This window comes from Pseudomonas sp. HN11, from assembly GCF_021390155.1.
Taxonomy (GTDB): domain Bacteria; phylum Pseudomonadota; class Gammaproteobacteria; order Pseudomonadales; family Pseudomonadaceae; genus Aquipseudomonas.
The window spans coordinates 2,307,469-2,330,260 of the sequence record NZ_CP089985.1 but is presented as its reverse complement, the minus strand read 5'-3'; the positions used below and the strand labels follow the sequence as shown (position 1 = coordinate 2,330,260).

At 61.3% G+C, this 22,792-nt stretch carries 21 protein-coding genes; 8 read left to right on the top strand and 13 right to left on the bottom strand.

Annotation, left to right across the window (positions count from 1 at the left end; translation table 11 throughout):
- Positions 1–44: 44 nt before the first annotated feature.
- Positions 45–878, bottom strand: coding sequence for a glutathione-dependent disulfide-bond oxidoreductase (yghU, locus tag LVW35_RS10815; protein ID WP_233895415.1), 834 nt, complete (start codon positions 876–878; stop codon positions 45–47).
- A 103-nt stretch (positions 879–981) separates the two neighbouring features.
- Complete coding sequence (locus tag LVW35_RS10810) at positions 982–2,205, bottom strand: MFS transporter (protein WP_233895413.1); 1,224 nt, start codon at positions 2,203–2,205, stop codon at positions 982–984.
- Between the two features lie 64 nt (positions 2,206–2,269).
- Between LVW35_RS10810 and LVW35_RS10805 the strand changes: the two genes are divergently transcribed.
- Together LVW35_RS10805 and LVW35_RS10800 are read left to right on the top strand one after the other, a co-directional pair.
- Positions 2,270–3,268 (top strand): AraC family transcriptional regulator, encoded by a 999-nt coding sequence (locus tag LVW35_RS10805; protein WP_233896446.1) that lies wholly within the window; start codon positions 2,270–2,272, stop codon positions 3,266–3,268.
- Positions 3,269–3,348: 80 nt separating this feature from the next.
- Complete coding sequence (locus LVW35_RS10800) at positions 3,349–3,945, top strand: glutathione S-transferase (RefSeq protein ID WP_233895411.1); 597 nt, start codon at positions 3,349–3,351, stop codon at positions 3,943–3,945.
- A 6-nt stretch (positions 3,946–3,951) separates the two neighbouring features.
- On the opposite strand, the gene LVW35_RS10795 is transcribed toward LVW35_RS10800, so the two are convergent.
- A complete protein-coding gene (locus tag LVW35_RS10795; RefSeq protein ID WP_233895409.1) occupies positions 3,952–4,719 on the bottom strand; it encodes an SDR family NAD(P)-dependent oxidoreductase in 768 nt (255 codons plus the stop codon).
- A 137-nt stretch (positions 4,720–4,856) separates the two neighbouring features.
- Between LVW35_RS10795 and LVW35_RS10790 the strand changes: the two genes are divergently transcribed.
- A complete protein-coding gene (locus LVW35_RS10790; RefSeq protein WP_233895407.1) occupies positions 4,857–6,005 on the top strand; it encodes an aldose epimerase family protein in 1,149 nt (382 codons plus the stop codon).
- A gap of 113 nt (positions 6,006–6,118) precedes the next feature.
- Here the strand turns inward: LVW35_RS10790 and araH are convergent, their stop codons facing one another.
- The 7 genes from araH to LVW35_RS10755 are packed head-to-tail and all read right to left on the bottom strand — an operon-like array spanning position 6,119 to position 14,455.
- Positions 6,119–7,087: an L-arabinose ABC transporter permease AraH gene (araH, locus tag LVW35_RS10785; RefSeq protein WP_233895406.1), complete on the bottom strand. Its 969-nt coding sequence runs from the start codon at positions 7,085–7,087 to the stop codon at positions 6,119–6,121.
- 9 nt (positions 7,088–7,096) lie between these two features.
- On the bottom strand, positions 7,097–8,599 hold the full coding sequence (gene araG, locus LVW35_RS10780; protein ID WP_233895405.1) for an L-arabinose ABC transporter ATP-binding protein AraG: 1,503 nt from the start codon (positions 8,597–8,599) through the stop codon (positions 7,097–7,099).
- Positions 8,596–9,600 carry a substrate-binding domain-containing protein gene (locus tag LVW35_RS10775; RefSeq protein ID WP_233895404.1) on the bottom strand — a complete coding sequence of 335 codons (1,005 nt, stop codon included), beginning with the start codon at positions 9,598–9,600 and terminating at the stop codon, positions 8,596–8,598. The genes araG and LVW35_RS10775 overlap by 4 nt, the downstream gene beginning before the upstream one ends.
- 35 nt (positions 9,601–9,635) lie before the next feature.
- The gene (locus LVW35_RS10770; RefSeq protein WP_233895403.1) at positions 9,636–10,499 is read right to left on the bottom strand and encodes an SMP-30/gluconolactonase/LRE family protein; all 864 of its coding nucleotides are present in this window, start codon (positions 10,497–10,499) and stop codon (positions 9,636–9,638) included.
- A 36-nt stretch (positions 10,500–10,535) separates the two neighbouring features.
- Positions 10,536–12,116, bottom strand: a complete 1,581-nt coding sequence (locus LVW35_RS10765) for an aldehyde dehydrogenase (NADP(+)) (RefSeq protein ID WP_233895402.1) — start codon at positions 12,114–12,116, stop codon at positions 10,536–10,538.
- 11 nt (positions 12,117–12,127) lie between these two features.
- Entirely contained in the window at positions 12,128–13,117 is a 990-nt protein-coding gene (araD1, locus tag LVW35_RS10760) for an AraD1 family protein (protein WP_233895401.1), read from the bottom strand.
- A gap of 15 nt (positions 13,118–13,132) precedes the next feature.
- Positions 13,133–14,455, bottom strand: coding sequence for an MFS transporter (locus LVW35_RS10755; protein ID WP_233895400.1), 1,323 nt, complete (start codon positions 14,453–14,455; stop codon positions 13,133–13,135).
- Between the two features lie 192 nt (positions 14,456–14,647).
- Between LVW35_RS10755 and LVW35_RS10750 the strand changes: the two genes are divergently transcribed.
- Both LVW35_RS10750 and LVW35_RS10745 read left to right on the top strand, forming a co-directional pair.
- On the top strand, positions 14,648–16,384 hold the full coding sequence (locus LVW35_RS10750) for an IlvD/Edd family dehydratase (RefSeq protein ID WP_032885424.1): 1,737 nt from the start codon (positions 14,648–14,650) through the stop codon (positions 16,382–16,384).
- Between the two features lie 48 nt (positions 16,385–16,432).
- Positions 16,433–17,155, top strand: a complete 723-nt coding sequence (locus LVW35_RS10745; protein ID WP_233895398.1) for a FadR/GntR family transcriptional regulator — start codon at positions 16,433–16,435, stop codon at positions 17,153–17,155.
- 110 nt (positions 17,156–17,265) lie between these two features.
- On the opposite strand, the gene LVW35_RS10740 is transcribed toward LVW35_RS10745, so the two are convergent.
- On the bottom strand, positions 17,266–19,389 hold the full coding sequence (locus LVW35_RS10740) for a TonB-dependent siderophore receptor (RefSeq protein ID WP_233895396.1): 2,124 nt from the start codon (positions 19,387–19,389) through the stop codon (positions 17,266–17,268).
- Between the two features lie 199 nt (positions 19,390–19,588).
- Positions 19,589–20,680, bottom strand: coding sequence for an NADH:flavin oxidoreductase/NADH oxidase (locus LVW35_RS10735; RefSeq protein WP_233895394.1), 1,092 nt, complete (start codon positions 20,678–20,680; stop codon positions 19,589–19,591).
- A 92-nt stretch (positions 20,681–20,772) separates the two neighbouring features.
- Between LVW35_RS10735 and LVW35_RS10730 the strand changes: the two genes are divergently transcribed.
- Positions 20,773–21,072, top strand: coding sequence for an ArsR/SmtB family transcription factor (locus tag LVW35_RS10730; protein WP_233895392.1), 300 nt, complete (start codon positions 20,773–20,775; stop codon positions 21,070–21,072).
- Here LVW35_RS10730 and LVW35_RS10725 read toward each other — a convergent pair.
- On the bottom strand, positions 21,047–21,274 hold the full coding sequence (locus LVW35_RS10725; RefSeq protein ID WP_233895390.1) for a hypothetical protein: 228 nt from the start codon (positions 21,272–21,274) through the stop codon (positions 21,047–21,049). The two genes, LVW35_RS10730 and LVW35_RS10725, sit on opposite strands and share 26 nt — an antisense overlap.
- A 294-nt stretch (positions 21,275–21,568) precedes the next feature.
- Here LVW35_RS10725 and LVW35_RS10720 point away from each other — a divergent pair, with 294 nt between their 5' ends.
- Both LVW35_RS10720 and LVW35_RS10715 read left to right on the top strand, forming a co-directional pair.
- Positions 21,569–21,754 carry a hypothetical protein gene (locus LVW35_RS10720; protein WP_233895388.1) on the top strand — a complete coding sequence of 62 codons (186 nt, stop codon included), beginning with the start codon at positions 21,569–21,571 and terminating at the stop codon, positions 21,752–21,754.
- Between the two features lie 86 nt (positions 21,755–21,840).
- The gene (locus LVW35_RS10715; RefSeq protein ID WP_233895387.1) at positions 21,841–22,731 is read left to right on the top strand and encodes a bestrophin family protein; all 891 of its coding nucleotides are present in this window, start codon (positions 21,841–21,843) and stop codon (positions 22,729–22,731) included.
- The last annotated feature ends 61 nt before the right edge of the window (positions 22,732–22,792 follow it).

The following is a 22,792-nucleotide window of genomic DNA, read 5'->3' as shown; positions in this document are numbered from 1 at the left end:
ACAAATCCAAAAATGTGGGCGCGGGCTTGCTCGCGCCCACACCTTTAGTCCAGGTCGCTGGCGCTATGCCGCTCGGCCAACTGCTCATGGGGCTCACCGGACACCCGGTTCACCCGCCGCCCCCGTTGCACCGCCGGCCGCGCTTCAATCGCCTCAGCCCAACGCAACACGTGCTTGTACTCATGCACCGACAAGAACTCCGCCGCGCCATACAAACGGCCTTTGACCAACCCGCCATACCACGGCCAGATGGCGATATCGGCGATGGTGTATTCATCACCCGCAATGTACTCGCTCACCGCCAAGCGCTGGTCGAGAACGTCGAGCTGTCGCTTGGTCTCCATGGCAAAGCGGTTGATCGCGTACTCCATCTTGTTCGGCGCATAGGCATAAAAATGCCCGAAACCACCGCCCAGGTACGGCGCGCTGCCCATCTGCCAGAACAGCCACGACAGGCACTCCGCGCGGGCCGCAGGCTCAGTGGGAAAGAACGCACCGAACTTCTCGGCCAGGTACTGCAGAATCGCCCCCGACTCGAACACTCGAATCGGCGTGGCGCCGCTGCGGTCCAGCAGAGCCGGGATCTTCGAGTTGGGGTTGACCCCAACAAACCCGCTGCCGAACTGGTCGCCGTCACCGATCTTGATCAGCCAGGCGTCGTATTCCGCACCGCGGTGCCCCAGGGCCAGCAGCTCTTCGAGCAGGATGGTGACCTTCTGACCGTTAGGCGTGGCCAGGGAATACAGCTGCAGCGGGTGATTGCCCACCGGCAACTCTTTTTCGTGGGTCGCGCCGGCAATCGGTCGGTTGATGCTAGCGAAGGTGCCGCCATTTTCAGTGTCCCAGGTCCACACTTTCGGGGGTACGTAATCGGTCATGCTGACTGCTCCAGAGGCGTTTGCGATCTGCGAAGCGCTCCAGACTAAACCAAAGGTTGGTGGCCCGTCACACAGTGAATGCCGGCCACTATCCAACGCCGGTTCAAAGATGCAGCGGTATGCCAACGGCGCCATTGCGCGGCACATGTACCCGCAGCGCAATCAACAGCGCCGCCAGCAACATCAACACACCCGCGCCTATAAACACTCCGCCGATGCCACTGAGACTGAACATCGCGCCCCCACCGGCCGCCCCCGCCGCAATGGCCGATTGCACGGACGCCACCACCATGCCACCGGCACTTTCAGCTTGATCCGGCACGGCGCGGGCCACCCAGTTCGACCACGCCACGGGTACCCCGCCAAACGCCATGCCCCATAGCGCCAACAGCAAAGCCTGGCCTGGCAGCGAGGCCGGCAGCAACACCAGGGCCAGTGCCGCGACGCCCACCAATACCGGCATCAGCACCAAGGTGCCGCGCGGATAACGCACCAGCATCCAACCGGCCAGCAGCGTGCCGACGAAGTTGGCTGCACCGAACCCCAGCAGCATCAAGGCCAGCCCTTCGGTACCCACGCCCGTGGTGCTTTCCAGAAAAGGCCGGATGTAGGTGAACAGCGCGAAGTGCCCGGTGTGGACCAGCACACAGCCAAACATACCGATCGCGATGCCAGGGCGCAGCAGCACATCCAATATCGTGCGCAAGCGTGCGGTGCCCGTAGGGGCCAGGCGAGGCAGCGTGAACAGCTGGAACGCCAGCGTGACCCCACCGACAGCGGCAGCAGCCACAAACGCACTACGCCAGCCGTACATACCGCCGAGGTAGCTGCCCAGCGGCACGGCAACCACCGTGCCCACCGCAATGCCACTGAAAATGATCGACAGCGCACGGGGCAGCAGCGCCGCTGGCACCAGGCGCATCGCCACCGCCGCCGCCATGCTCCAGAAACCACCCAGGGCGACCCCCAGCAGGATGCGCATCAACAGCAGCACCGCCAGGCTGGAAGAAAACGCCACCAACAGGTTGGACGCAATCATCAGCAGGGAGAATCCCAGCAACACCACGCGCCGGTCGACTCCACGCGTCAGGCCAGGCACCAGCAGCCCGGCGAACAGCGCCACCACTGCCGTGACGGTCACGGCCTGACCTGCCAAGGCCTCGGACACCCCCAGGTCCATCGCCATTGGCGTCAACAAGCTGGCCGGCAGGTACTCCGCCGTCAACAACCCGAACACCCCCATGGCCAGGGAGAACACCGCCATCCAGGCGGGCGCATCGGGCTCCACTTGGGCAGGGTGAGCGGCTTGGGCTACACAATCATTCATCACACGACATCCTCGGTAATTAACGCGACGGTCAGTCTAGGTTCGCCAATCCGGATGATCTATGATGCAAACCCTTGAGTTTTTGACCGAAACCCCGAACATGATCGCAGCCGCCCCGCTCAACCTGTCCTCCGACCTCATCGACGAGCTGCTGCGTGGCATGCGCCTGCGCGGGGTGCAGTACCGGCGCATCCAGGCCGGACCGAGCTTCGGCATGGGCTTTGATGCCAAACCCGGGCATGCCTACTTTCACTTCCTCGCCGCCGGGACGGCCACCTTGCGTACCGACGACGGCAGCCTGTTCGCGTTGTCGGCGGGCAATGCCGTATTCATCTCCCACGGCGGCGCCCATGCGCTGTCATCCACTGCGGACAGGCCCGTGCAGGACATCAACGGCTTTGATGCCACCCCGCTGGGCGACACCGTATGCGCCGTGGATGCCTCGCCCGACACGCCGCCCAGAACCTTGTTGTTCAGCGCCTGTATGGCGTTCGAACTTGGCAGTATCCAGGGGCTCGGCAGCCTGATGCCGGCCTTGATGCTGATCGATGCCCAGGGCCAGCGTTACCCCGGCCTGATGCCGATCCTGGCGGTGATGGAACGCGAAGTCAGCGCCGCTCGCGTCGGCTACTCCGGCATCCTCGCGCGCCTGGCCGATGTGGTGGCCGCCATGATCGTGCGGGGCTGGGTGGAATGCGCCTGCGGCAACGCGTCGGGGTTGGTGGCGGCGTTGCGCGACGCACGGCTGGCCGGTGCCCTGCTCGCCCTGCACCAGCAACCTGGACGCAATTGGAGCGTGGCCGAATTGGCCGCGCACTGCCATACCTCCCGCTCGGTGTTCGCCGAACGCTTCCAGGCCACCCTGGGCATCCCGCCACTGCGCTACGTGACCGAACTGCGCATGCGCCTGGCCAGCCAATGGCTGACCCTGGAGCGGTTGCCCATTGAAGAAGTCGCGCTGCGCCTGGGCTATACCTCCCAGGCGGCATTCAGCCGCGCGTTCAAGCGCATTACCGGCCAGCCACCTGGCGCCAGCCGGCATGGCAACCGAAGCCCGGCATAAACTATGCGACAGGCCATTGCACACGCCGATCCTGTGCCCTTACTCTCTTGAGCCATCACCTTGAAAGCAATGGAGGCTTCATGAAACTGATCGGCATGCTGGACTCGCCTTACGTACGCCGCGTGGCGATTTGCCTGGACCTGTACGAGGTGAATTTTGTGCATGAACCCCTGTCGGTATTCCGCACCTTCAACGAGTTCGCCCAGATCAACCCCGTGGTCAAGGCCCCGACCCTGGTGCTGGATGATGGCACCGTGCTGATGGACTCCAGCCTTATCCTGGACTACCTGGAAACCCTGGCCCCGGCTGATAAAAAGTTGCTCGCGCAGCAACCCGCTGCAAGGGCCCAAGACCTGCACATCCTTGGCCTGGCCTTGGCAGCCTGCGAGAAAAGTGTGCAGATTGTCTACGAACACAACCTACGCCCGGCCGAAAAGCTGCATGCACCCTGGCTGGATCGCGTCAGCGGTCAATTGCTCGCAGCCTACTCGCTGCTGGAGAAGCAACTGCCTGAGAGTGAGGTGCTGACCCAGGCGTCGATTACGGCAGCGGTGGCCTGGTCGTTCAGCCAATTCACCGTGGCGTCAGTGGTCAAGGCGGATGCGTTTCCCAACCTGAGACGCCACGCCGAGCGGCTGGAACAGCATCCTGCCTTCAAGAAATACCCGATCGAGTAAGCGGACCTACACCCAGCCGCCATCCACAATAAAGTTCTGTGCCGAACACATCGCCGATGCATCGGAAGCGAGAAACAACGCCATATTGGCGATGTGTTCCGGCAGCACACTGCCTGGCAGGCACTGGCTGCGGCTGATCAGCTCCTTGGCCGCATCGTCGACCCACATTGTCAGTTGTTTTTCCGTCATCACCCAGCCCGGCACCAGCGTATTCACACGGATCTGGCTCGGCCCCAACTCCCGTGCCAGGGCGCGGGTCATGCCGTGGGCGGCGGCTTTGCTGGCGGCGTACACCGGGTAGCCGGCGGACGCCATCATCCAGCCGACGGACCCGAGGTTGATAATCGCCCCGCCGCCCGCGCTTTTCATCATCGGTACCACCGCCTTGGCGGCGAAGAAGGCGTGCTTGAGGTTGACGGAAATGAGCCGATCGAACATTGCCGAGTCGACCTCTTCCAAGCTGTGGCGCACGTCATTGGCGGCATTGTTCACCAGCACAGTGATCGGCCCCAGTGAGTGCTCGAAGCGCCCGATGGCGGCCTTGTAGGCGATTTCATCGGTGATATCGCAATTCACGAATTCCACGGTGTGCCCCCGCGAACTCAGCAGCGCGGCCAGGCGTTCGCCCTGACTTTGCGCGCGGTCGACAAAACCGACCTTGGCGCCCTGGGCGGCGAAGGCACGCACCATGAATTCACCAATGCCTGAAGCGCCTCCAGAGATCAGGACCGTCTTGCCTTCAAGGTCGGGGTACACGGCATGCTGGGTAGTCATAAAAGTTTGCCTCGCTTAATTAGTCTTATTTTATTTTGCAAAAATGGCGTTAAAGGCTATAAATTCGCTGTTCAATTGACAAAATATCGCACATTAGTAGAACTATTCCACTCAAAACAACAAAAGGAAGTTCGACCATGAAGCACCCTCGATACCTGCTGTCCGGCCTCGCTATGTCTATGTTGATCGCCAGCGGAGGCGCCCACGCCGCCGGCCTCACCAGCGAGCACAAACCCTTTGGTAAAACCAATGACGGCACCGCCGTCGAACAGTACATCCTGCGTAACAGCCACGGCATGCAAGCCACGGTGATCACCTACGGCGGCGTGTTGCAGTCGCTCAAAGTGCCGGACAAACACGGCAAGGCCGAAGACGTGGTGCTGGGCTTCGACGACGTACAGGGTTATCAAAGCGGCACCGCATTCTTCGGCGCGACCATCGGGCGCTTCGGCAATCGCCTGGCCGGCGGCGCCTTTGAAATCGACGGCAAGCGCTACCAAGTCCCGCTCAACGACGGCCCCAACTCGCTGCATGGCGGCGCCCAGGGCTTCGACAAGCACGTGTGGAAGGCCACGCCGGTCAAGGCCAAGGACTCGGTGGGCGTGACCCTCACCTACCTGTCCAACGACGGTGAAATGGGCTTCCCCGGCAACCTGAAGACCGAGGTCACCTATCGCCTAAACGACAACAATGAATTGCACATCGACTACAAGGCCACCACCGACAAACCCACGGTGCTCAACCTCACCAACCACAGCTACTTCAACCTGGCCGGTGCGGGCAATGGCGACATCCTCAAGCAAGTCGCTACCTTGCACGCCAGCCATTACACGCCGGTGAATGCCACGTTGATCCCTACCGGCGAACTGGCCCCCGTCAAAGGCACGCCGATGGACTTCCTCAAGCCCACGCCGATCGGCCAGCACATCAAGGACGATCACCCACAACTCAAGTTTGCCGAGCCGAAACAGGGTGGGTTTGACTTCAACTGGGCACTGGATACCAAGGGTGATGTGAAGCAGCTGGCCGCCGAAGTGCATGATCCTGACTCGGGGCGGCGCTTGCAGCTGTTTACCACGGAACCTGGGGTGCAGTTTTATACCAGCAACTTCCTGGATGGGTCGGTTAAGGGCAAGGCTGGGAAGACCTATCAGCACTGGAGCGGGTTCACGCTGGAGACCCAGCATTTTCCGGATGCGCCCAATCAGCCGAAGTTTGCCTCGACCCGTTTGAATCCAGGGCAGACCTACACCCAGAACACAATCTTCAAATTCACCACCGATTAAACTGTGGGAGCGGGCTTGCTCGCGAATGCGGCACGTCAGGCAACTCATTCGGGTCTGACACGCTGTATTCGCGAGCAAGCCCGCTTCCACATTTAGTCTTCACATGGCAAGGCTCAGCGCTGTTTCATGCGGTCGATGACCACGGCCAGCAGCAAAATCGAGCCTCGGATCACGTACTGGTAGAAGGTGTCGATGTTCTTCAGGTTCATCGCGTTTTCAATGATTGCCAGGATCAACACCCCGGCGATCACGTGCCGAATCATCCCTACCCCGCCGCTCAACGACACCCCGCCCAGCACGCAGGCCGAAATCACCGTCAGCTCAAACCCCTGGCCAATCATCGGCTGGCCCGAGGTCATGCGCGACGCCAATATCACCCCGGCCAAGGCCCCGATCACCCCATGCACGGCGAAGATCAGGATCTTGGTGCGGTCCACGTTCACGCCGGCCAGCAACGCCGCCTCCGGGTTGCCGCCGATGGCCATGGTGTTGCGCCCGTAGGTGGTGTAGTTGAGCAACCAGCCAAAGAACAGGAAGCACAGGATGGTGATCAGGATCGGCACCGGCACGCCAAACAACTGGCCGTTGCCGAAGATAAAGAACTGGTCCTGGGACACCCCCACCGCCTTGCCGTTGGCAAAGATGTACGCCAGGCCACGCACGATCTGCATGGTCGCCAATGTCGTAATCAGCGCATTGACCCGCAGCTTGGCGATGACGATGCCGTTGATCAGCCCCACCATCAGGCCCATCAGCAGCGCGGCGCCGATGCCGAGCATGACGCTGTCGGTGTCGCGCATCACAATCGCCGCCACCACACCGGCGCAGGCGATGACTGAGCCCACCGACAGGTCAAAGTGCCCCGACGCCAGGCAGAACAGCATGGTGCAGGCGGCGATGCCCACAGTGGAAATCGCCAGGCCCAGGCCGCGCATGTTCAGCGGTGAGAGGAAGTTGTCGATCAGCAAGGCGCACAGCAAAAAGATGCTCACGGCGGCCAGCAGCATCGCCCAGTTGTCCAGCAGTGCGCGCAGGTCAAGCGGCTTGCGCGCGTTGGGCAGCACATTGTGTTGAGTGGTCATAATCGTCTCTCAGTTCGCCACGCTGCGCGGCAAGGCCAATTGCAGCAGGTTGGATTCAGTCGCGTGCGCGCGGGTTTGTTCGCCGCGCAGCGCGCCTTCGCACAGCACCAGGATGCGATCGGAGATGCCCATCACTTCCATCAGGTCGCTGGACACCACGATCACCGCAATGCCTTGGGCGGCGAGGTTATGGATGATCTGATAGATCTCGGCCTTGGCGCCGATATCGATGCCACGGGTGGGTTCGTCCAACAGCAACACTTTCATCGGCATCGACAGCCAGCGGCCAAGAATGGCTTTTTGCTGGTTGCCGCCGGAGAGGTACATGATCTTTTGCGCCGCGTTGGGCGTCTTGACCTTCATGGCCTTGATCTGCTGGTCGGCGTTGCCCTTTTCCCAGCCATCGCGCAGCAGCCAGCCAAACGTGGAATGGGCGCCGCGTGCGCTGATATTGATGTTCTCGGCGACGCTGGAGAGCGGGATGATGCCCTCCTTCTTGCGGTCTTCCGGGCACAACAACACGCCAGCGGCGATGGCATCTCGTGGTGACTGCAAACGCAGGGGTTCACCACAGAGTTCCAGGTGCCCGGCACTGGCACGCTCCAGGCCGCTGAGCAGACGGAACAACTCCGTTCGCCCCGCCCCTACCAGCCCGAACAAGCCGAGAATCTCGCCCTTGCGCACGTTGAAGCTGATCGGCTCGCGCAGGCCGGGACCCAACAGGCCATCGACCTTGAGCGCCACCTCGCCGTGCTCACGCGGGCGGTAGTCGTAGATGTCCTGGATATCACGGCCGACCATGCACGTCACCAACTGGTCATGGGTCAGCGCGCTCATGTCATCGAAGGTGCGCACATAGCGACCGTCCTTGAAGACGGTCACCGCGTTGCAGATGCGGAATACTTCTTCCATGCGGTGCGACACATAGAGCACCACTTTGCCCTCGTCGCGCAGGCGCGCGATGATCGCCATCAAGCGGTCAATCTCCCGCGCCGACAAGCTGCTGGTGGGTTCATCGAAGGCAATCACATGGGCGCCACGGGACAACGCCTTGGCGATTTCCACCAGTTGGCGCTGACCCAGTGACAGGCGCCCGAGCTTCTCGGCAGGATCGATCTCATCCGCCAGGCCCTTGAGGCACGCAAGGGCCTGCTTGCGCAGGAGCCCCCGATTGACCACGCCGAACCGCGACGGCAAATGCCCGAGGAACAGGTTCTCGGCCACGCTCATTTCCGGCACCAGGTGCAGTTCCTGGTGGATCACCGCCACGCCGCTGGCAATGCTGTCGGCGGCATTCTTGAAGGCCATGACCTGCTCGCCGATCTGCAGCGTGCCGCTGTTGGGGATATAGGCGCCGCCGAGGATCTTCAGCAGCGTCGACTTGCCCGCACCGTTCTCGCCCATCAACGCGTGCACCTGCCCTGGGTGGGCGCTGAAGCTGATGCCATCCAGCGCTTTGACCCCAGGAAAGGTTTTGCCGATGCCGTCAAAACGCAAGGCGGCAGCGGTCATTGCCACAGCCCGATCTTGGTCAGCTCGGCCTGGAAGTTCTCACGGGTGATCAGGGTCACTTCGTCCATGGCGGTGTACTTCGGCGGCTCGGTGCCTTTGGTGACCCAGTCGAACATCATCTTCGCAGTGTTGTAGCCTTCGATATGCGGGCTCGGCAGCATCGAGCCGAAGAAGCCGCTGCTCGGCTTTTTCAGTTCGCCGATGGCGTCGGTGCCATTGATGCCGATGCCGATCACGTTGGCCGCCTTGAAGCCGGCGCTTTCAGTAGCGCGTACGCCGCCGAGCACGGTGTTGTCGTTCATGCCGCCGATGATCAGGTTTTTCGCGCCGCTGGGCAGCTTGACCAGGGCGGAGTTGGTGGCGTCCATACTGCCGGGTACGTCGAGGGTCTTGGCAGCGGTGAACAGGATGTGGTCCTTGGGAATACCGGCTTCTTCCAGGGATTTGACCGAGCCATCGGTGCGCTTTTTACCGGTGTCCAGCTCGTTGAAAGTGTTGATCACCGCATAGGTGTCCTTCCAGTCCCAGCCGCGTTTTTTCGCTTCGGCCGCCATGGCGGCGCCCTGCTTCTGGCCCACTTCAAAGGCGGCCATGCCCAGGTACGGCACGTCCTCCATGAAACTGCCCTTGGCGTCGACGAAACGGTCATCCACCGCGATGACTTTCAAGCCGTTGGCCTTGGCCTTGGCGACGATGGCCGGGCCGAGGGACACATCCGGCGGGCAGATCACAAAGCCCTTGGCGCCGTTGGCGGCCAGGCTGTCGATGGCCGACAGGGTTTTCTCGCCGTCGGGCACGGCGATCTTGATCACAGTGAAGCCATGGTCCTTGCCGGCTTTCTCGGCAAAGGCCCATTCGGTCTGGAACCATGGCTCTTCAGCCTGCTTGACCAAAAAACCGATCTTCACTTCTTCAGCGGCCAGCAACAGCCCGCTCAAGCTCATGGCCGAGACCGCCACAGCGGCGCAGCACAGGGAACGCAAACCACGACGACGATTCATACGGGTGACTCCTTGTTGTTGTTTTAAATAGGGACTTATCCGGCAAAGCGATGACAGGGTTTTCCAGGTACATCTACCTCGATGGCCAAAACCGCACCATCCAAGGGGTGATCCAAAGGGCTGGCGGCACTGGTGATATAGAGGGTGGTGAGATTCGCTCCACCAAACACGCAACTGGTCGGGCGGCTGACGGGCAGTTCGATGATGCGGTCGACTTCACCCTCGGGCGTCAGGCGCAGCAGGCAGCTGCCGTCCCAGCGGGCGTTCCAGATATAGCCCTCGACGTCCATCGCCGAGCCATCCGGCCCGCCGCGTTCGTGTGGGCCAAACCAGACTTTCGCGGGATCGAGCTGGCCGTTCGCTTGAACTTCATGCCGGTACAGCGTGCCATCCAGGCTGTCGCCAAAATGCACGTGGCGGCCGTCATCACTCCACAGCAAGGTGTTGGGAATACCCAAGCCACTGAGCAACGGCGTGACCTGCGCATCGGCATCGATGCGAAACAGGCCGCCGGAACGCCGGGTGATGGGCAGGTCTTCACCCTGCTCGCCAATGTTGTTCTGCATGGTGCCCAGCCACAGGCGGCCCTGGGCATCGCAGCGCGCCTCATTGCCTCGGTTGCCCGTTTGCGGGTCGGCCACGCACAGCAGGGTCAGGGCTTCGGTGACAAGGTCGAGGCGATACACGCCGCTGCTCAAGGTCACCAGGGCATCGCCGCTTTCACACGGGATGAACGCCGAGACATGCTCCGGCAACTGCCACACCTGCACCCGCCCGTCCATCAGGCGCAGCGCTTGTTTGCCGGCGATATTGACCCAGTACAGCGCCTGGGTGGGGGCGTCCCAGAACGGACCTTCGCCCAACTGCGCACGGTGCGGGGTAACGGCGTGAAACGACATGATGCCTCCTGGATTTTTGTTGTTCTCAGGTGCGCGTTACAGCGGGTCGCGGGATGGCGTGCCATCCACCAGCCGCTGGATACGCAACGGGTTGGCGTTTTTCAACGCGTCGGGCAGCAGGCTATCAGGGTAATTCTGGAAGCACACGGGGCGTAGGAAACGGTCGATGGCCAAGGTGCCGACCGACGTGCCACGGGCATCCGACGTGGCTGGGTACGGTCCGCCGTGCACCATCGAATCGCAGACTTCCACGCCAGTCGGGTAACCGTTGAGCAGGATGCGGCCGACTTTCTGCTCCAGCAGTGGCGTGAGTTCGGCGAACTGTTGCAGGTCAGCCGGTTCGCCAATGATCGTTGCGGTGAGCTGGCCGTGCAGGCCGTGCAAGGCGGCGCTGAGTTGGGCCTGGTCGGCGACTTCGACGAACACCGTGGTGGGGCCGAAGACTTCTTCTTGCAGCACTTCATCGCCGTCGATCAACAGGCGTGCGTCGGCTTTGAACAACTGGGGTTGCGCTTGGCCGCCGGACTGTTGGTTGCCCGCCAGGTGCTGGATGCCCGGATGCGCCAGGAGTTTTTCCAGCCCCTTGCCATAGCTGTCCAGGGTGCCGGCGTTGAGCATGGTCTGTGCCGGTTGGTCGCCGATCAGTTGCGAGACTTGTTGGGTGAACGCAGTGAATTCAGGCGAGGCGATGCCAATCACCAGGCCAGGGTTGGTGCAGAACTGGCCGCACCCCTGAACCACCGAAGCGGTCAGGTCACGCGCCACGGTTTCAGCACGCGCGGTTAACGCCTGGGGCAGCACGATCACCGGATTGATGCTCGACATCTCGGCGAACACCGGGATCGGCTGCGGGCGCGCCGCTGCCATGTCGCACAACGCACGGCCGCCTTTGAGCGAGCCGGTGAAGCCCACGGCCTGGATCGCCGGGTGCTTGACCAGCGCTTCACCGACCCCACCGCCAAAGATCATATTGAACACACCGGCAGGCATCTCGGTGGTCTCGGCCGCACGCATGATTGCATCGGCAACGCACTCGGCGGTTGCCATATGCCCGCTGTGAGCCTTGAACACCACCGGGCAGCCTGCTGCCAGCGCGGCGGCGGTGTCACCGCCTGCCGTGGAGAACGCCAAGGGAAAGTTGCTAGCGCCGAACACGGCCACCGGCCCCAGGCCGATGCGGTATTGACGCAAATCCGGACGCGGCAAGGGTTGGCGATCAGGCAATGCCTTGTCGATGCGCGCGCCGTAGAAATCCCCGCGACGCAGCACCGTGGCGAACAGGCGCATCTGCCCGCTGGTACGCCCGCGCTCGCCTTTGATACGCGCGGCGGGCAATGCGGTTTCGCGGCAGACCAAGTCAATGAAGTTATCGCTCAGGGCGTCCAGTTCGTCAGCGATCGCGTCCAGGAACTGCGCGCGCCGCGCCGCACTCAACGCGCGGTAGGCGGTATAGGCCTGCGCGGCAGCCTTGGCGGCGGCGTCGACTTCCTGCGGGGTGGCCTGGTAAAAATCCTGGGGCAAGGTTTCGCCGGTCGCTGCGTCGACGCTCTGCAGCTTCACGCTGCCGTTGGCGCTGCGCTGGCCGCCGATGTAGTTGTGGCCGAGGAACTGGGTCATGGGGGTCTCCTTTAAAGGGTGATGACGTTACCGGGTTCAAATGCCGCATCGGCACTGCCGACACGGTTGACCAGCGGCGCGCCGAACTCGGCTTGGCTGATCTCGAACACATCGCCCGGTTGAGTACGTATACCGTCGGCGAATGACAGCGTGGCGGTGCCGAAGAAATGAATATGCACATCGCCGGGCTTGAGGAACTGGCGGTATTTAAAGTGGTGGTATTCGAGGTTTTCCAGGCTGTGGCACATATTGGCCTCGCCGCTGAGGAATTCGTTCCGCCAGATTTCCTTGCCGTCACGCAGGATGCGGCTGGTGCCTGCCAGATGCTGGGGCAACTCGCCCACGCGCAACTCAGGGCCATAGCTGCAACTGCGCAGTTTGGAATGGGCCAGGTACAGGTAGTTTTTGCGTTCCATCACGTGATCAGAGAATTCGTTGCCCACCGCGAACCCTACTCGATAGGGCTTGCTGTCCGGGCCGATCACGTACAGGCCACCGATCTCCGGCTCTTCTCCGGCATCCTCGGCAAACGGCGGCACGGGAAACGCGGCGCCTGGGCGAACGACGATGCTGCCGTCGCCTTTGTAGAACCACTCCGGTTGCACGCCCGCCTGGCCGGCAGCTGGCTTGCCGCCCTCCACGCCCCATTTGAAGATGCGCATGGTGTCGGTCAATGCGCTGTCGTCACCGGCCTGGTGCATCTTGTCCCGCGCCGAGGCGCTGCCCAGGTGGGTCAGGCCGGTGCCGCTGATCAGCATATGGGCCGGGTCTGGATGGTCCAGCGGCGGCAGGATCTTCAGGTCGGCCAGCAAAGTGGCGTAATCGTGGCTGTCACCCAGGCCCAGGCTGTCCACCTGCCGCGCCAGGCCGACACCTGCTTCGATGGCTGCAAGGGCCAACTCGCGCACGCTACGAGCGGTCTGTACTTCGCGAAGCTTGGTGCCTTCTACCACGCCGACACGACGCTCACCGTTACGCAATTCGAACTGAACTAAACGCATGCAACTTCTCCCAGATTAAGTACGAGTAGCGCCACGGGCACTGGCGGCAAATTGGTCGGCAGGCAGCACATGCTTGCGCTCCAGCAGACGGTAGACCACGCCCGTCAGTAGCAAGCCAAACACCATCACGGCGGACAAAAAGTACAGACCCGAGGCCAGGTTGCCGGTGTATTCCTTGAGTGCGCCGATCACGAACGGGCCGATATAGCCGCCGAGGTTGCCCACCGAGTTGATCAACGCAATGCCCGCCGCCGCACTGGCACCGGCAAAGAACCGACCCGGCAAAGTCCAGAACACCGCCGTGCAGGAAAACATCGCAAAAGCCGCCAGGCACAGCGCGGCCATTTGCAGCACCGGCACACTGAGCCAGGCGCTGAAGAACAAGCCGATGGCGCCCAGTACGTAGAGCACGGCGAGGTGGCCGTAACGGTCATTCAAACGGTCGGAGCTGCGTGGGATGATCAGCAGGCCGATGATCCCGAAGATGTACGGCACGGCGGAAATGAAACCGGTGGTGAGGTCGCTGCCGCCAAATTGCTTGATCAGGGTCGGCAACCACAGGCCGAGGCCGTAGATGCTCAAGGTTACCGGCAGATAGAACAGTGCCAGCAGCAATACGCGCTGGTCTTTCAGGGCATGCAGCGGGTTGCCGTGGCGGGTCTGGCCGTAGGCTTGCAGGTCTTTGGCGAGTTCGCCGGTGAGCCAGGTTTTCTCCTCCTCGCTCATCCAACTGACGTGCTTGGGGCCATCCGGCAGGTAGCGCAGGACCGGCCAGGTCAACAGGATCGCCGGGGTCCCGATGATGATGAACAGCCACTGCCAGCCATGCAGGCCAAGGATGCCGTCCATGCCCAGCAAACCACCGGACACAGGCCCGGTGATCATCATCGCGATGGGCTGGGAAAGAATGAACAACCCGAGGATCTTGCCGCGATGGCGTACCGGGAACCATTGGGTGATGTAGTACAGGACACCCGGAAAGAACCCCGCCTCTGCCGCGCCGAGCAGAAAGCGCATCACATAGAAGCTGTGCGGCCCCTGCACGAAGGCCATGCCGATGGTGATGGCGCCCCAGGTGATCATGATCCGCGCAAACCAGCGCCGCGCGCCGAAGCGGTCGAGCATCAGGTTGCTGGGGATCTCGAACAGGAAGTAGCCAATAAAGAACAACCCCGCACCCAAACCATAGGCGGCGTCGCCGATGCCGACGTCGGCGCCCATGTGCAATTTGGCAAAGCCCACGGCGGAACGGTCCACGTAGGCGATCAGGTACAGCAGGATCAGGAAGGGAATCAGTTTCAGCGTGATGCGCCGAATAAGCCGCAGTTCCTGGCTCATGGGGTCGATCTCCGATTGTTGTTTTTATAGAAGCTCGGGGGGCGCCTCTCGCGAAAATCCGCCAGGGCGATACCTCAGTTGAGTCCGACTATATAGTATGACTATTTGCAAAACAACTCTTCCAAAGCAGCGTTTTTGCGCTTATGTTTAAGCACGCATAGAACATATAGTCATACAATAAGAGAATCGATCATGTCTGATAAAAAGCCCGGCCTACGCTCCGCCCAGTGGTTTGGTACTGCCGACAAGAACGGCTTCATGTACCGCAGCTGGATGAAGAACCAGGGCATTGCCGACCATCAGTTCCATGGCAAACCGATCATCGGCATCTGCAACACCTGGTCGGAGCTGACGCCGTGCAACGCGCATTTCCGCCAGATCGCCGAGCACGTCAAACGCGGCGTGATCGAGGCCGGCGGCTTCCCGGTGGAATTCCCGGTGTTCTCCAATGGCGAATCGAACCTGCGCCCTACCGCCATGCTGACGCGCAACCTGGCGAGCATGGACGTGGAAGAAGCGATTCGCGGCAACCCGATCGACGGCGTGGTGCTGCTGACCGGCTGCGACAAGACCACCCCGGCCCTGCTGATGGGCGCCGCCAGCTGCGACGTACCGGCGATCGTGGTCACCGGCGGGCCAATGCTCAACGGCAAGCACAAGGGCCAGGACATCGGTTCGGGCACCGTGGTGTGGCAGCTCAGCGAGCAGGTCAAGGCCGGCACCATTACCCTGGATGATTTCCTTGCGGCCGAGGGTGGCATGTCGCGTTCGGCGGGCACCTGCAACACCATGGGCACCGCGTCTACGATGGCCTGCATGGCCGAGGCGCTGGGCACTTCCCTGCCCCACAACGCGGCGATTCCGGCGGTGGATGCACGGCGTTATGTGCTGGCGCATATGTCCGGCATGCGCGCGGTGGAAATGGTGCGCGAAGACTTGAAGCTGTCGAAAATCCTGACTAAAGAGGCGTTTGAAAACGCGATCCGCGTGAATGCCGCCATCGGTGGGTCAACCAACGCCGTCATCCACCTCAAAGCCATCGCCGGACGCATCGGCGTCGAACTCGACCTGGATGACTGGACCCGCATGGGTCGTGGCATGCCGACCATCGTGGATTTGCAGCCGTCGGGGCGCTTCCTGATGGAAGAGTTCTACTACGCCGGCGGCCTGCCCGCCGTGTTGCGCCGCCTCGGTGAAGCCAACCTGATTCCCCATCCGAATGCTTTGACCGTGAATGGCAAATCCCTCGGCGAGAACACCAAGGACTCGCCGATCTACGGCCAGGACGAAGTGATCCGCACCCTCGACAACCCGATCCGCGCCGACGGTGGCATCTGCGTGCTGCGCGGCAATCTGGCGCCGCTGGGGGCGGTGCTCAAGCCGTCCGCCGCGAGCCCTGAACTGATGCAACACCGTGGCCGCGCGGTGGTGTTCGAGAACTTCGACATGTACAAGGCGCGCATCAACGATCCGGAACTGGACGTCGACGCGAACTCGATCCTGGTCATGAAAAACTGCGGCCCGAAGGGTTACCCAGGCATGGCCGAAGTCGGCAACATGGGCTTGCCCGCCAAGCTGCTGGCCCAAGGTGTGACGGACATGGTGCGGATTTCCGACGCACGCATGAGTGGCACGGCGTACGGCACGGTGGTGTTGCACGTGGCCCCGGAAGCCGCTGCCGGCGGTCCGTTGGCCACGGTCAAGGAAGGTGACTGGATTGAACTGGACTGCGCCAACGGCCGCCTGCACCTGGACATCCCCGACGCAGAGCTGGCCGCGCGCATGGCCGACCTTGCACCCCCCGAGAAACTGATCGTCGGCGGCTATCGCCAGTTGTACATCGACCATGTGTTGCAGGCTGACCAAGGGTGCGACTTTGACTTCCTGGTGGGTTGCCGAGGGGCGGAAGTCCCACGGCATTCCCACTAATTGGGATGCTATGATGCGGCGTCTTTAAGCCAGAGCCTCCCCGTCGTTATGGATCACCAGCCGCCCAAGCCGCGCAAGAGCCAGCATGCCCAGATCGTTCAGGACTTGGGCATGCACATCGTTTCCGGTCGCTTCAAGCCAGAAGAACGGCTGCCCATGGAGGCCACGCTTTGCGAGGAGTACAAGGTCAGCCGCTCGGTGTTGCGTGAGGCTACCCGGGTGCTCAGCGCAAAGGGCCTGGTGTATTCCAAGCCACGGGTGGGCGCGGTAGTGCGGCCACGTTTGAAATGGCACCTGCTCGACCCGGACGTGCTGTCCTGGTTGATGCAGTCCACGCCCCACAGCGAATTTTTTAACACCCTGGCTGGTGTGCGGCGCATTCTCGAACCGGAAATTGCAGCCATGGCCGCGACCACTGCCACCGACGAAGACATCGCCACCATCGAACAAGCCTACCAAGGCATGGAAACCGCGAAGACCCACGAAGACCTGTTGCAGGCCGACCTGGACTTTCATCGCGCGATTGCCGACGCCACCCGCAACGACCTGCTCGCCTACATGTGCAACATGCTATCGCTGCCGTTGCGCGAGTCGATCAACATCACTAACCGCCGCCCGGACATCCAGGGCCTGAGCCTGCCCCGGCACAAGGCGATTCTTACTGCTATCCAGAATCGTGATGCACTGGGAGCGCGGCATGCATCGCTGGTGCAACTGGATGACACGCGGGTGGCGTTGGATACGGTGATGAATGTGTTGACGCCGCTGTAACGGGCGAGCCATCAACCCCGCTCTATCAGGTTTAAATCAATCCAAATGTGGGAGCGGGCTTGCCCGCTCCCACAGGGATATGCGGTGTGAAAGGCCATCGTGTTATTGATTCACAGGGTGTAAGCGATGCCAACCTGCACTGTACGTGGCGCGCCTGGGTAGGCGTAGAAGTTACCGAACGCGCCCTCTTCAAAGTCACGATTGAACAGGTTCTTCACATCCAGGTTGAGCCGCACTTTGTCGTTGACCTTGTAGTAGCCAAGCAGGTCGACCACGGTGTAGGCGTCCATAGTAAACGGGGTGTTGGAGGTCTGGCCGACACGCTCATCAACATATTTCGCCCCCGCGCCCAGCCCAAGCCCTTTGAGGCTGCCGTCCTGGAATTCGTAGACGTTCAGCAGACTGAAGCTGTTGCGCGGGATGTTGGCCAGGTGCGTACCGACACGGAGTGTGTTGTCCTTGGTCACTTCGGCGTCCACGTAGGCGTAACCACCGATCACGCGCCACTCTGGCGTAAGGTTGCCGGCAACGTTCAAGTCAAAACCACGGCTGCGCACCTGGCCCGCTGCGACCTTGAAGGTGGCGGTGGGGTCCGCAGGATCAGTGGTCAGCACATTCTTTTTGTCGATCTGATAAATCGCAGCGTCGACACTCAACTGGTGATCCAGCGCTTCCCACTTGATGCCCATTTCATAGGACTTGCCTTTCTCCGGTTCAAAGCCTTCACCCGTGCGGGCGGCGCCCGTATTGGGCTTGAATGAACGCGCAGCATCGGCGTACACGGCCAGTGAGTCGGTAAGGTCGTAGATCACACCCACCCGTGGTGTTACAGCATTATCGCTGGCTTCCCAGTTTTTTGTGCCCGGCACGTAGCTCTCGTACTGGTGCTCAAAACGCTCGAAACGAGCGCCAGCCAGGACTTTTAGACGTTCAGTCAGGGCAACCTGATCCTGAACGAAGGCTGCGTAGGTCTTGAGGTTTTCCTTGTCATGAGTAGGCGTGCTGGTGAGTGCAGGCCGTGGCTTGCCATAGACCGGGTTGAAAATATCACTGGTGTAGGCAGCGGACGAACGCTGGATAATTGACTTGTAGTCGTAATCCTCAAACTCGACGCCTGTGAGCAAGGTGTGATCGAACCCACCCGTGGAAAAATGCCCGGTGAGGTTGAGCTGGGTGTCCTTGTCGGTCCACTCCAGCTTGCGGTAGTTGAAGTTGCGGTTGAGCGTGTGCCCGTCGGCAGCCAGGCTGTTGGCTTCAATCGCGTTGCCCTGCAACGTACCGTCGAGCCATTGGAAACCTCCGCCCAGGGTCCAGTTGTCATTGAGTACATGCTCGAAACGCAACTGGGCCATGCTGTTGTCGTTGTGCAATTTGCCAACGTCTTTATCACCCCAGAAGGTATCGCGAGACGCCGTGCCTTTCTGCGTGGCGAAGCGCGTCAGGCCACGGTCCAACGGGTGATTGTTGCGCATGAAGTCACCTTCGAAAATCACCTTGGTGTCGTCGGTGGCCTGCCAGGTGATTACCGGGGTCACGCCGTAGCGCTCGGTTTCCACATGATCGCGGAAGGTGTCGCCGCCCTCGCCCACCACGTTCAGGCGATAGGCTAGGCGCCCCTCCTCATCCAACGGGCCGGAAGCGTCCAGGGTGCCGCGTTTCATGCCTTGGTCATTCAATTGGCTGCCGAGGGTGACCGTGGGTTCGGCCAACGGTTGCTTGGTCACCACGTTGAAGGTGCCGCCGGGATCGCCACGGCCGTAGAGCATGGTCGCCGGGCCGCGCAAAACTTCCAGGCGCTCGATGGTGTTGGCGTCGGGCATGTTCGGGTAGCCGCGGTTGATCGGGAAACCATTGCGGTAGAACTCGCCAGTGGTAAAGCCACGCACGGTGAAGGTGGTAAGCCCCTGCCCACCGAAGTTGTTGGCACGGCCAACGCCGCCGGCGTAGTCCAGCGCGTCCTGCAGGCGAGTGGCGCCAATGTCCTCGACCACCGCCTTGGACACCACGCTGATGGATTGCGGGGTTTCATGGATCGAGGTATCGGTACGCGTCGCACTCGCCGAGCGCGTGGCGTGATAGCCCTGCACCGGTCCCTGGGCCGTTTCATAGTCGGCGGCGCCGGTGATGCTGGTGGTTTGCAGCTCGATCGCGGCTTTTTCAACCGGTTCGACCTCCGCCCAGCTCAAGGGAGAAAACGCCTGAAGCACACACACGGAAAGCAGGGTACGACGCATGAAGGATAAACCTAGTGTAAGAGCCAGATGGGGCGGCATATCTGCCAATTATTGTGGCGCGTATGATATGTCAAATCATTACCCATTGACATCCATTCTCATTAGCGATTTTTCGGGTAACAGCTTTGTATCCACGCATGGCAAAAACCGAACAAAAAAAACCACTCTTACGAGTGGTTTTTGTCACGCGATTACCGCCTCAGCGATAACGTTCCAACCAATGCGCGTAAGGCGCAGGCAAGGTCCAGGAGGACTTTTCGACGCCCAGCTCCTTGGCTGCAAAGTACGCCCAATGCGGGTCAGCCAAGTGTGCACGCCCCACTGAAACCAGGTCCAGATGCCCAGCTTGTAGCGCACCCTCCGCCAGTTGCGGCGTGCCGAAGCCCCAGGCCGAAGTGACCGGAATACCGGCTTCACGGCGCACACGTTCGGCGATCGGGCCCATGAACGCCGGCCCCCACGGGATATTGGTCTCGGGGATGGTGAAGCCGACGCTGACGCTCAGCAGGTCCAAACCACCGGCCTTAAAACGACGGGCCAGTTCGATGGATTCGGCGAGCGTCTGCTCGTCGCGGCCGTCATACTCGATCACACCGAAACGCGCAGTGAGCGGCAGTTTTTCCGGCCAGACTTCACGCACGGCGGCCAAGGTTTCCAGGAGGAAACGGCTGCGGTTGTCGAAGCTGCCGCCATAGGCGTCGGTGCGCTGGTTGGAATGCTCAGAAAAGAAACTCTGACCCAGATAACCGTGAGCGAAGTGCAGTTCGATCCACTCGAAACCGGCGTCACGCGCGCGGCGGGCGGCGTCGACGAAATCCTGGCGTACACGGGCGATATCGTCCAGGGTCATGGCGCGCGGCACTTGCGGTAGGTTGGCGCCGAACGCGATGGCCGACGGCGCGATGGTTTCCCAACTGCGCGCATCGGAGGCAGCCATATGGTCATCCCCTTCCCACGGGCGGTTAGCGCTGGCTTTACGGCCGGCGTGGCCGATCTGGATGCCCGGCACCGAACCGGCGGCCTTGATCGCCTTGACCATTGGCACGAAGGCCTCGGCGTGGGCATCGCTCCAAAGACCCGCGCAACCTGGGGTGATGCGGCCTTCCGGTGCGACGGCAGTGGCTTCGACCACTACCAGACCGGCACCACCACGGGCCATGCTGGCCAAGTGCACCAGGTGCCAATCGTTGACGAGGCCGTCATCGGCCATGTACTGACACATTGGCGGGATGGCGATGCGGTTGCGCAGGGTGACGTCTTTGAGCTTGAACGGTTCGAACAATGCGGGCATGAGGCAACTCCAGAGAGCAGGTGGTTGATTCGATAGTTCGATGGTAATCGAACTATGGTATTCCGCGATAGCCCCCTGCTATGATTCGCTTCATGCGAGCTTTCAAGCACCCACCTCTTGAAGACCTGACCCTCGAGCGCCTGCTGTATGCGCTGAGTGATCCGGTGCGCCTGGAAATCGTGCGCTGCCTGGCCGCAGTGCCAGAGGCCACCTGTGGCGAATTGGACGGCGGGCGGCCCAAGTCGAGTATGTCTCACCATTTTCGCGTGTTGCGTGATGCCGGGCTGGTGCACACCCGCAGTGTGGGGACCACGCACATGAATTCGTTGCGCGCCGATGTGCTTGAGCAACGGTTTCCGGGTTTGCTCAAGTGCATCCTCGCCCAGCACTGAACCCGCGTTCAGGTTGAAGGTTGCTCCTCCCCTGCTCGTTCTTCTGGCCTGGCACGCCGCCAAATTTCATGGCACCGATACGCCCTTGCAACTGGTCGACAAATTGTTGCGCCTCCAACCGAGTATTGAACATCATGCTCAGGTCACCCAGGCGCAGCAGGCAGCCCTTGGGTGAATCCACGTCTTCCAACTCGATTTTCATACGTCCTCGCTTATTTCGTTGCAACAGACAGACGCGGCCACACAGGCTCTCTATCCAGGTACACGCAGTCCTTGCCGTTTCGCTTGGCTGCGTACAGGTTCCGGTCAGCATTCTTGAGCGCCCAAAAATGGACCAGGAAGTTATTGAACAAACACGTTACGGTCTCTCCCACTCGAACAACTGATACCTAAAAGTGAATGAACAGTTCCGCCACTTCAAACTAGCGACAGGCCCACACACTTAATATCGAACGCATCAAACACACTGCCGCGCCTGTGCCAACGAGAAGCCGTCATGAATGCCCCCCTCCTGTTTGCCGCCACTATCGAAACCAACATCAACACCATCATTGATAACGCCCGGTTCCCGCAGCGGCACGGCCATGAAGTCCTGGCCGGCAACGTCATCGAACAGGCCCATGTCGTGCTGGCGGCCATTGAGCTACTGGGTCAAGAGACCATCGACGCGAGAACCACTTAAACGATTCAGGCGGCAGCCGAACCTTTGCCGTAAACCCGCGTCCGAGCTTAAGCACTGTTGCTTACCGCTTGCCGCGAGGTTCTCGTTTGAAAGCTGCCATCCTCAAAAAGTACCGCCTGATCGTCAAGACCATGGGCTATGTAGGCTGGGCGCTGTTCTGGCTGTTGCTGTGGGACGTCGCCGTCACCGTGGACTTCATGCTGTTCCTCACCGCCAAGATCAATTTGCCGCTGATGCCTCTGACACTGCTGGGTTCGGCGCTGGTGGTGTTGATCAGTTTCCGTAACAGCAGCGCCTACAACCGGTGGTGGGAAGCCCGCACGCTGTGGGGCGCGATGGTGAACAACTCGCGCAGTTTTGCCCGCCAGGTATTGACCTTGCTGGACGACTCTGACGGCGAGGTCAACCCGGTCAAGGCCACCCTGCTACGTCGCCATGTGGCTTACGTGAACTGCCTGGCCGCTCACCTTAAGGGTGAGCCTTGCCCAGAAGAAGTCCGCGCCTTCATTCCGGGCGAAGAGTTCGCGCGCAATGGCGCGACCAACAATTTCGCCAACGACATCCTCACCGGGTCGGCGGCATTGTTGGCCAAGGAATACAAGGCCGGCCACCTCGACAGCATCCGCCTGGCGCGGCTGGAGTCGACCCTGGTGGACTTGTCCAACGCCCAGGGTGGGATGGAGCGGATCGCCAACACGCCACTGCCCTACCCCTACGTGTATTTCCCGCGCCTGTTCATCTCGCTGTTCTGCCTGATCGTGCCGGTGGGCCTGGTGGAGTCCCTGGGCTGGTTCACCCCGCTGGCATCGACCGTAGTGGGCTTTATGCTGCTGGCCATCGAACGCATCGGCACCGACCTGCAAAGCCCGTTCAACTCCAGCGAGCACCAGATCCAGATGGAAGCCATCTGCGAAACCATCGAGAAAAACCTGCAGTCGATGCAGCGTGATGCATTGGGTGGCGAGCGCATCGGTTAAACCCTCCTTCCGGCCTCAAGCGCGTACTCCCTCAGTCGATATACAAGGAGTACGCATGGCC

What these genes read in the sequence shown, in the direction of transcription:
- yghU (WP_233895415.1), bottom strand. Translation starts at nt 878, where the DNA reads ATGACCGATTACGTACCCCCGAAAGTGTGGACCTGGGACACTGAAAAT.
- LVW35_RS10810 (WP_233895413.1), bottom strand. Translation starts at nt 2,205, where the DNA reads ATGAATGATTGTGTAGCCCAAGCCGCTCACCCTGCCCAAGTGGAGCCC.
- LVW35_RS10805 (WP_233896446.1), top strand. Translation starts at nt 2,270, where the DNA reads ATGCAAACCCTTGAGTTTTTGACCGAAACCCCGAACATGATCGCAGCC.
- LVW35_RS10800 (WP_233895411.1), top strand. Translation starts at nt 3,349, where the DNA reads ATGAAACTGATCGGCATGCTGGACTCGCCTTACGTACGCCGCGTGGCG.
- LVW35_RS10795 (WP_233895409.1), bottom strand. Translation starts at nt 4,719, where the DNA reads ATGACTACCCAGCATGCCGTGTACCCCGACCTTGAAGGCAAGACGGTC.
- LVW35_RS10790 (WP_233895407.1), top strand. Translation starts at nt 4,857, where the DNA reads ATGAAGCACCCTCGATACCTGCTGTCCGGCCTCGCTATGTCTATGTTG.
- araH (WP_233895406.1), bottom strand. Translation starts at nt 7,087, where the DNA reads ATGACCACTCAACACAATGTGCTGCCCAACGCGCGCAAGCCGCTTGAC.
- araG (WP_233895405.1), bottom strand. Translation starts at nt 8,599, where the DNA reads ATGACCGCTGCCGCCTTGCGTTTTGACGGCATCGGCAAAACCTTTCCT.
- LVW35_RS10775 (WP_233895404.1), bottom strand. Translation starts at nt 9,600, where the DNA reads ATGAATCGTCGTCGTGGTTTGCGTTCCCTGTGCTGCGCCGCTGTGGCG.
- LVW35_RS10770 (WP_233895403.1), bottom strand. Translation starts at nt 10,499, where the DNA reads ATGTCGTTTCACGCCGTTACCCCGCACCGTGCGCAGTTGGGCGAAGGT.
- LVW35_RS10765 (WP_233895402.1), bottom strand. Translation starts at nt 12,116, where the DNA reads ATGACCCAGTTCCTCGGCCACAACTACATCGGCGGCCAGCGCAGCGCC.
- araD1 (WP_233895401.1), bottom strand. Translation starts at nt 13,117, where the DNA reads ATGCGTTTAGTTCAGTTCGAATTGCGTAACGGTGAGCGTCGTGTCGGC.
- LVW35_RS10755 (WP_233895400.1), bottom strand. Translation starts at nt 14,455, where the DNA reads ATGAGCCAGGAACTGCGGCTTATTCGGCGCATCACGCTGAAACTGATT.
- LVW35_RS10750 (WP_032885424.1), top strand. Translation starts at nt 14,648, where the DNA reads ATGTCTGATAAAAAGCCCGGCCTACGCTCCGCCCAGTGGTTTGGTACT.
- LVW35_RS10745 (WP_233895398.1), top strand. Translation starts at nt 16,433, where the DNA reads ATGGATCACCAGCCGCCCAAGCCGCGCAAGAGCCAGCATGCCCAGATC.
- LVW35_RS10740 (WP_233895396.1), bottom strand. Translation starts at nt 19,389, where the DNA reads ATGCGTCGTACCCTGCTTTCCGTGTGTGTGCTTCAGGCGTTTTCTCCC.
- LVW35_RS10735 (WP_233895394.1), bottom strand. Translation starts at nt 20,680, where the DNA reads ATGCCCGCATTGTTCGAACCGTTCAAGCTCAAAGACGTCACCCTGCGC.
- LVW35_RS10730 (WP_233895392.1), top strand. Translation starts at nt 20,773, where the DNA reads ATGCGAGCTTTCAAGCACCCACCTCTTGAAGACCTGACCCTCGAGCGC.
- LVW35_RS10725 (WP_233895390.1), bottom strand. Translation starts at nt 21,274, where the DNA reads ATGAAAATCGAGTTGGAAGACGTGGATTCACCCAAGGGCTGCCTGCTG.
- LVW35_RS10720 (WP_233895388.1), top strand. Translation starts at nt 21,569, where the DNA reads ATGAATGCCCCCCTCCTGTTTGCCGCCACTATCGAAACCAACATCAAC.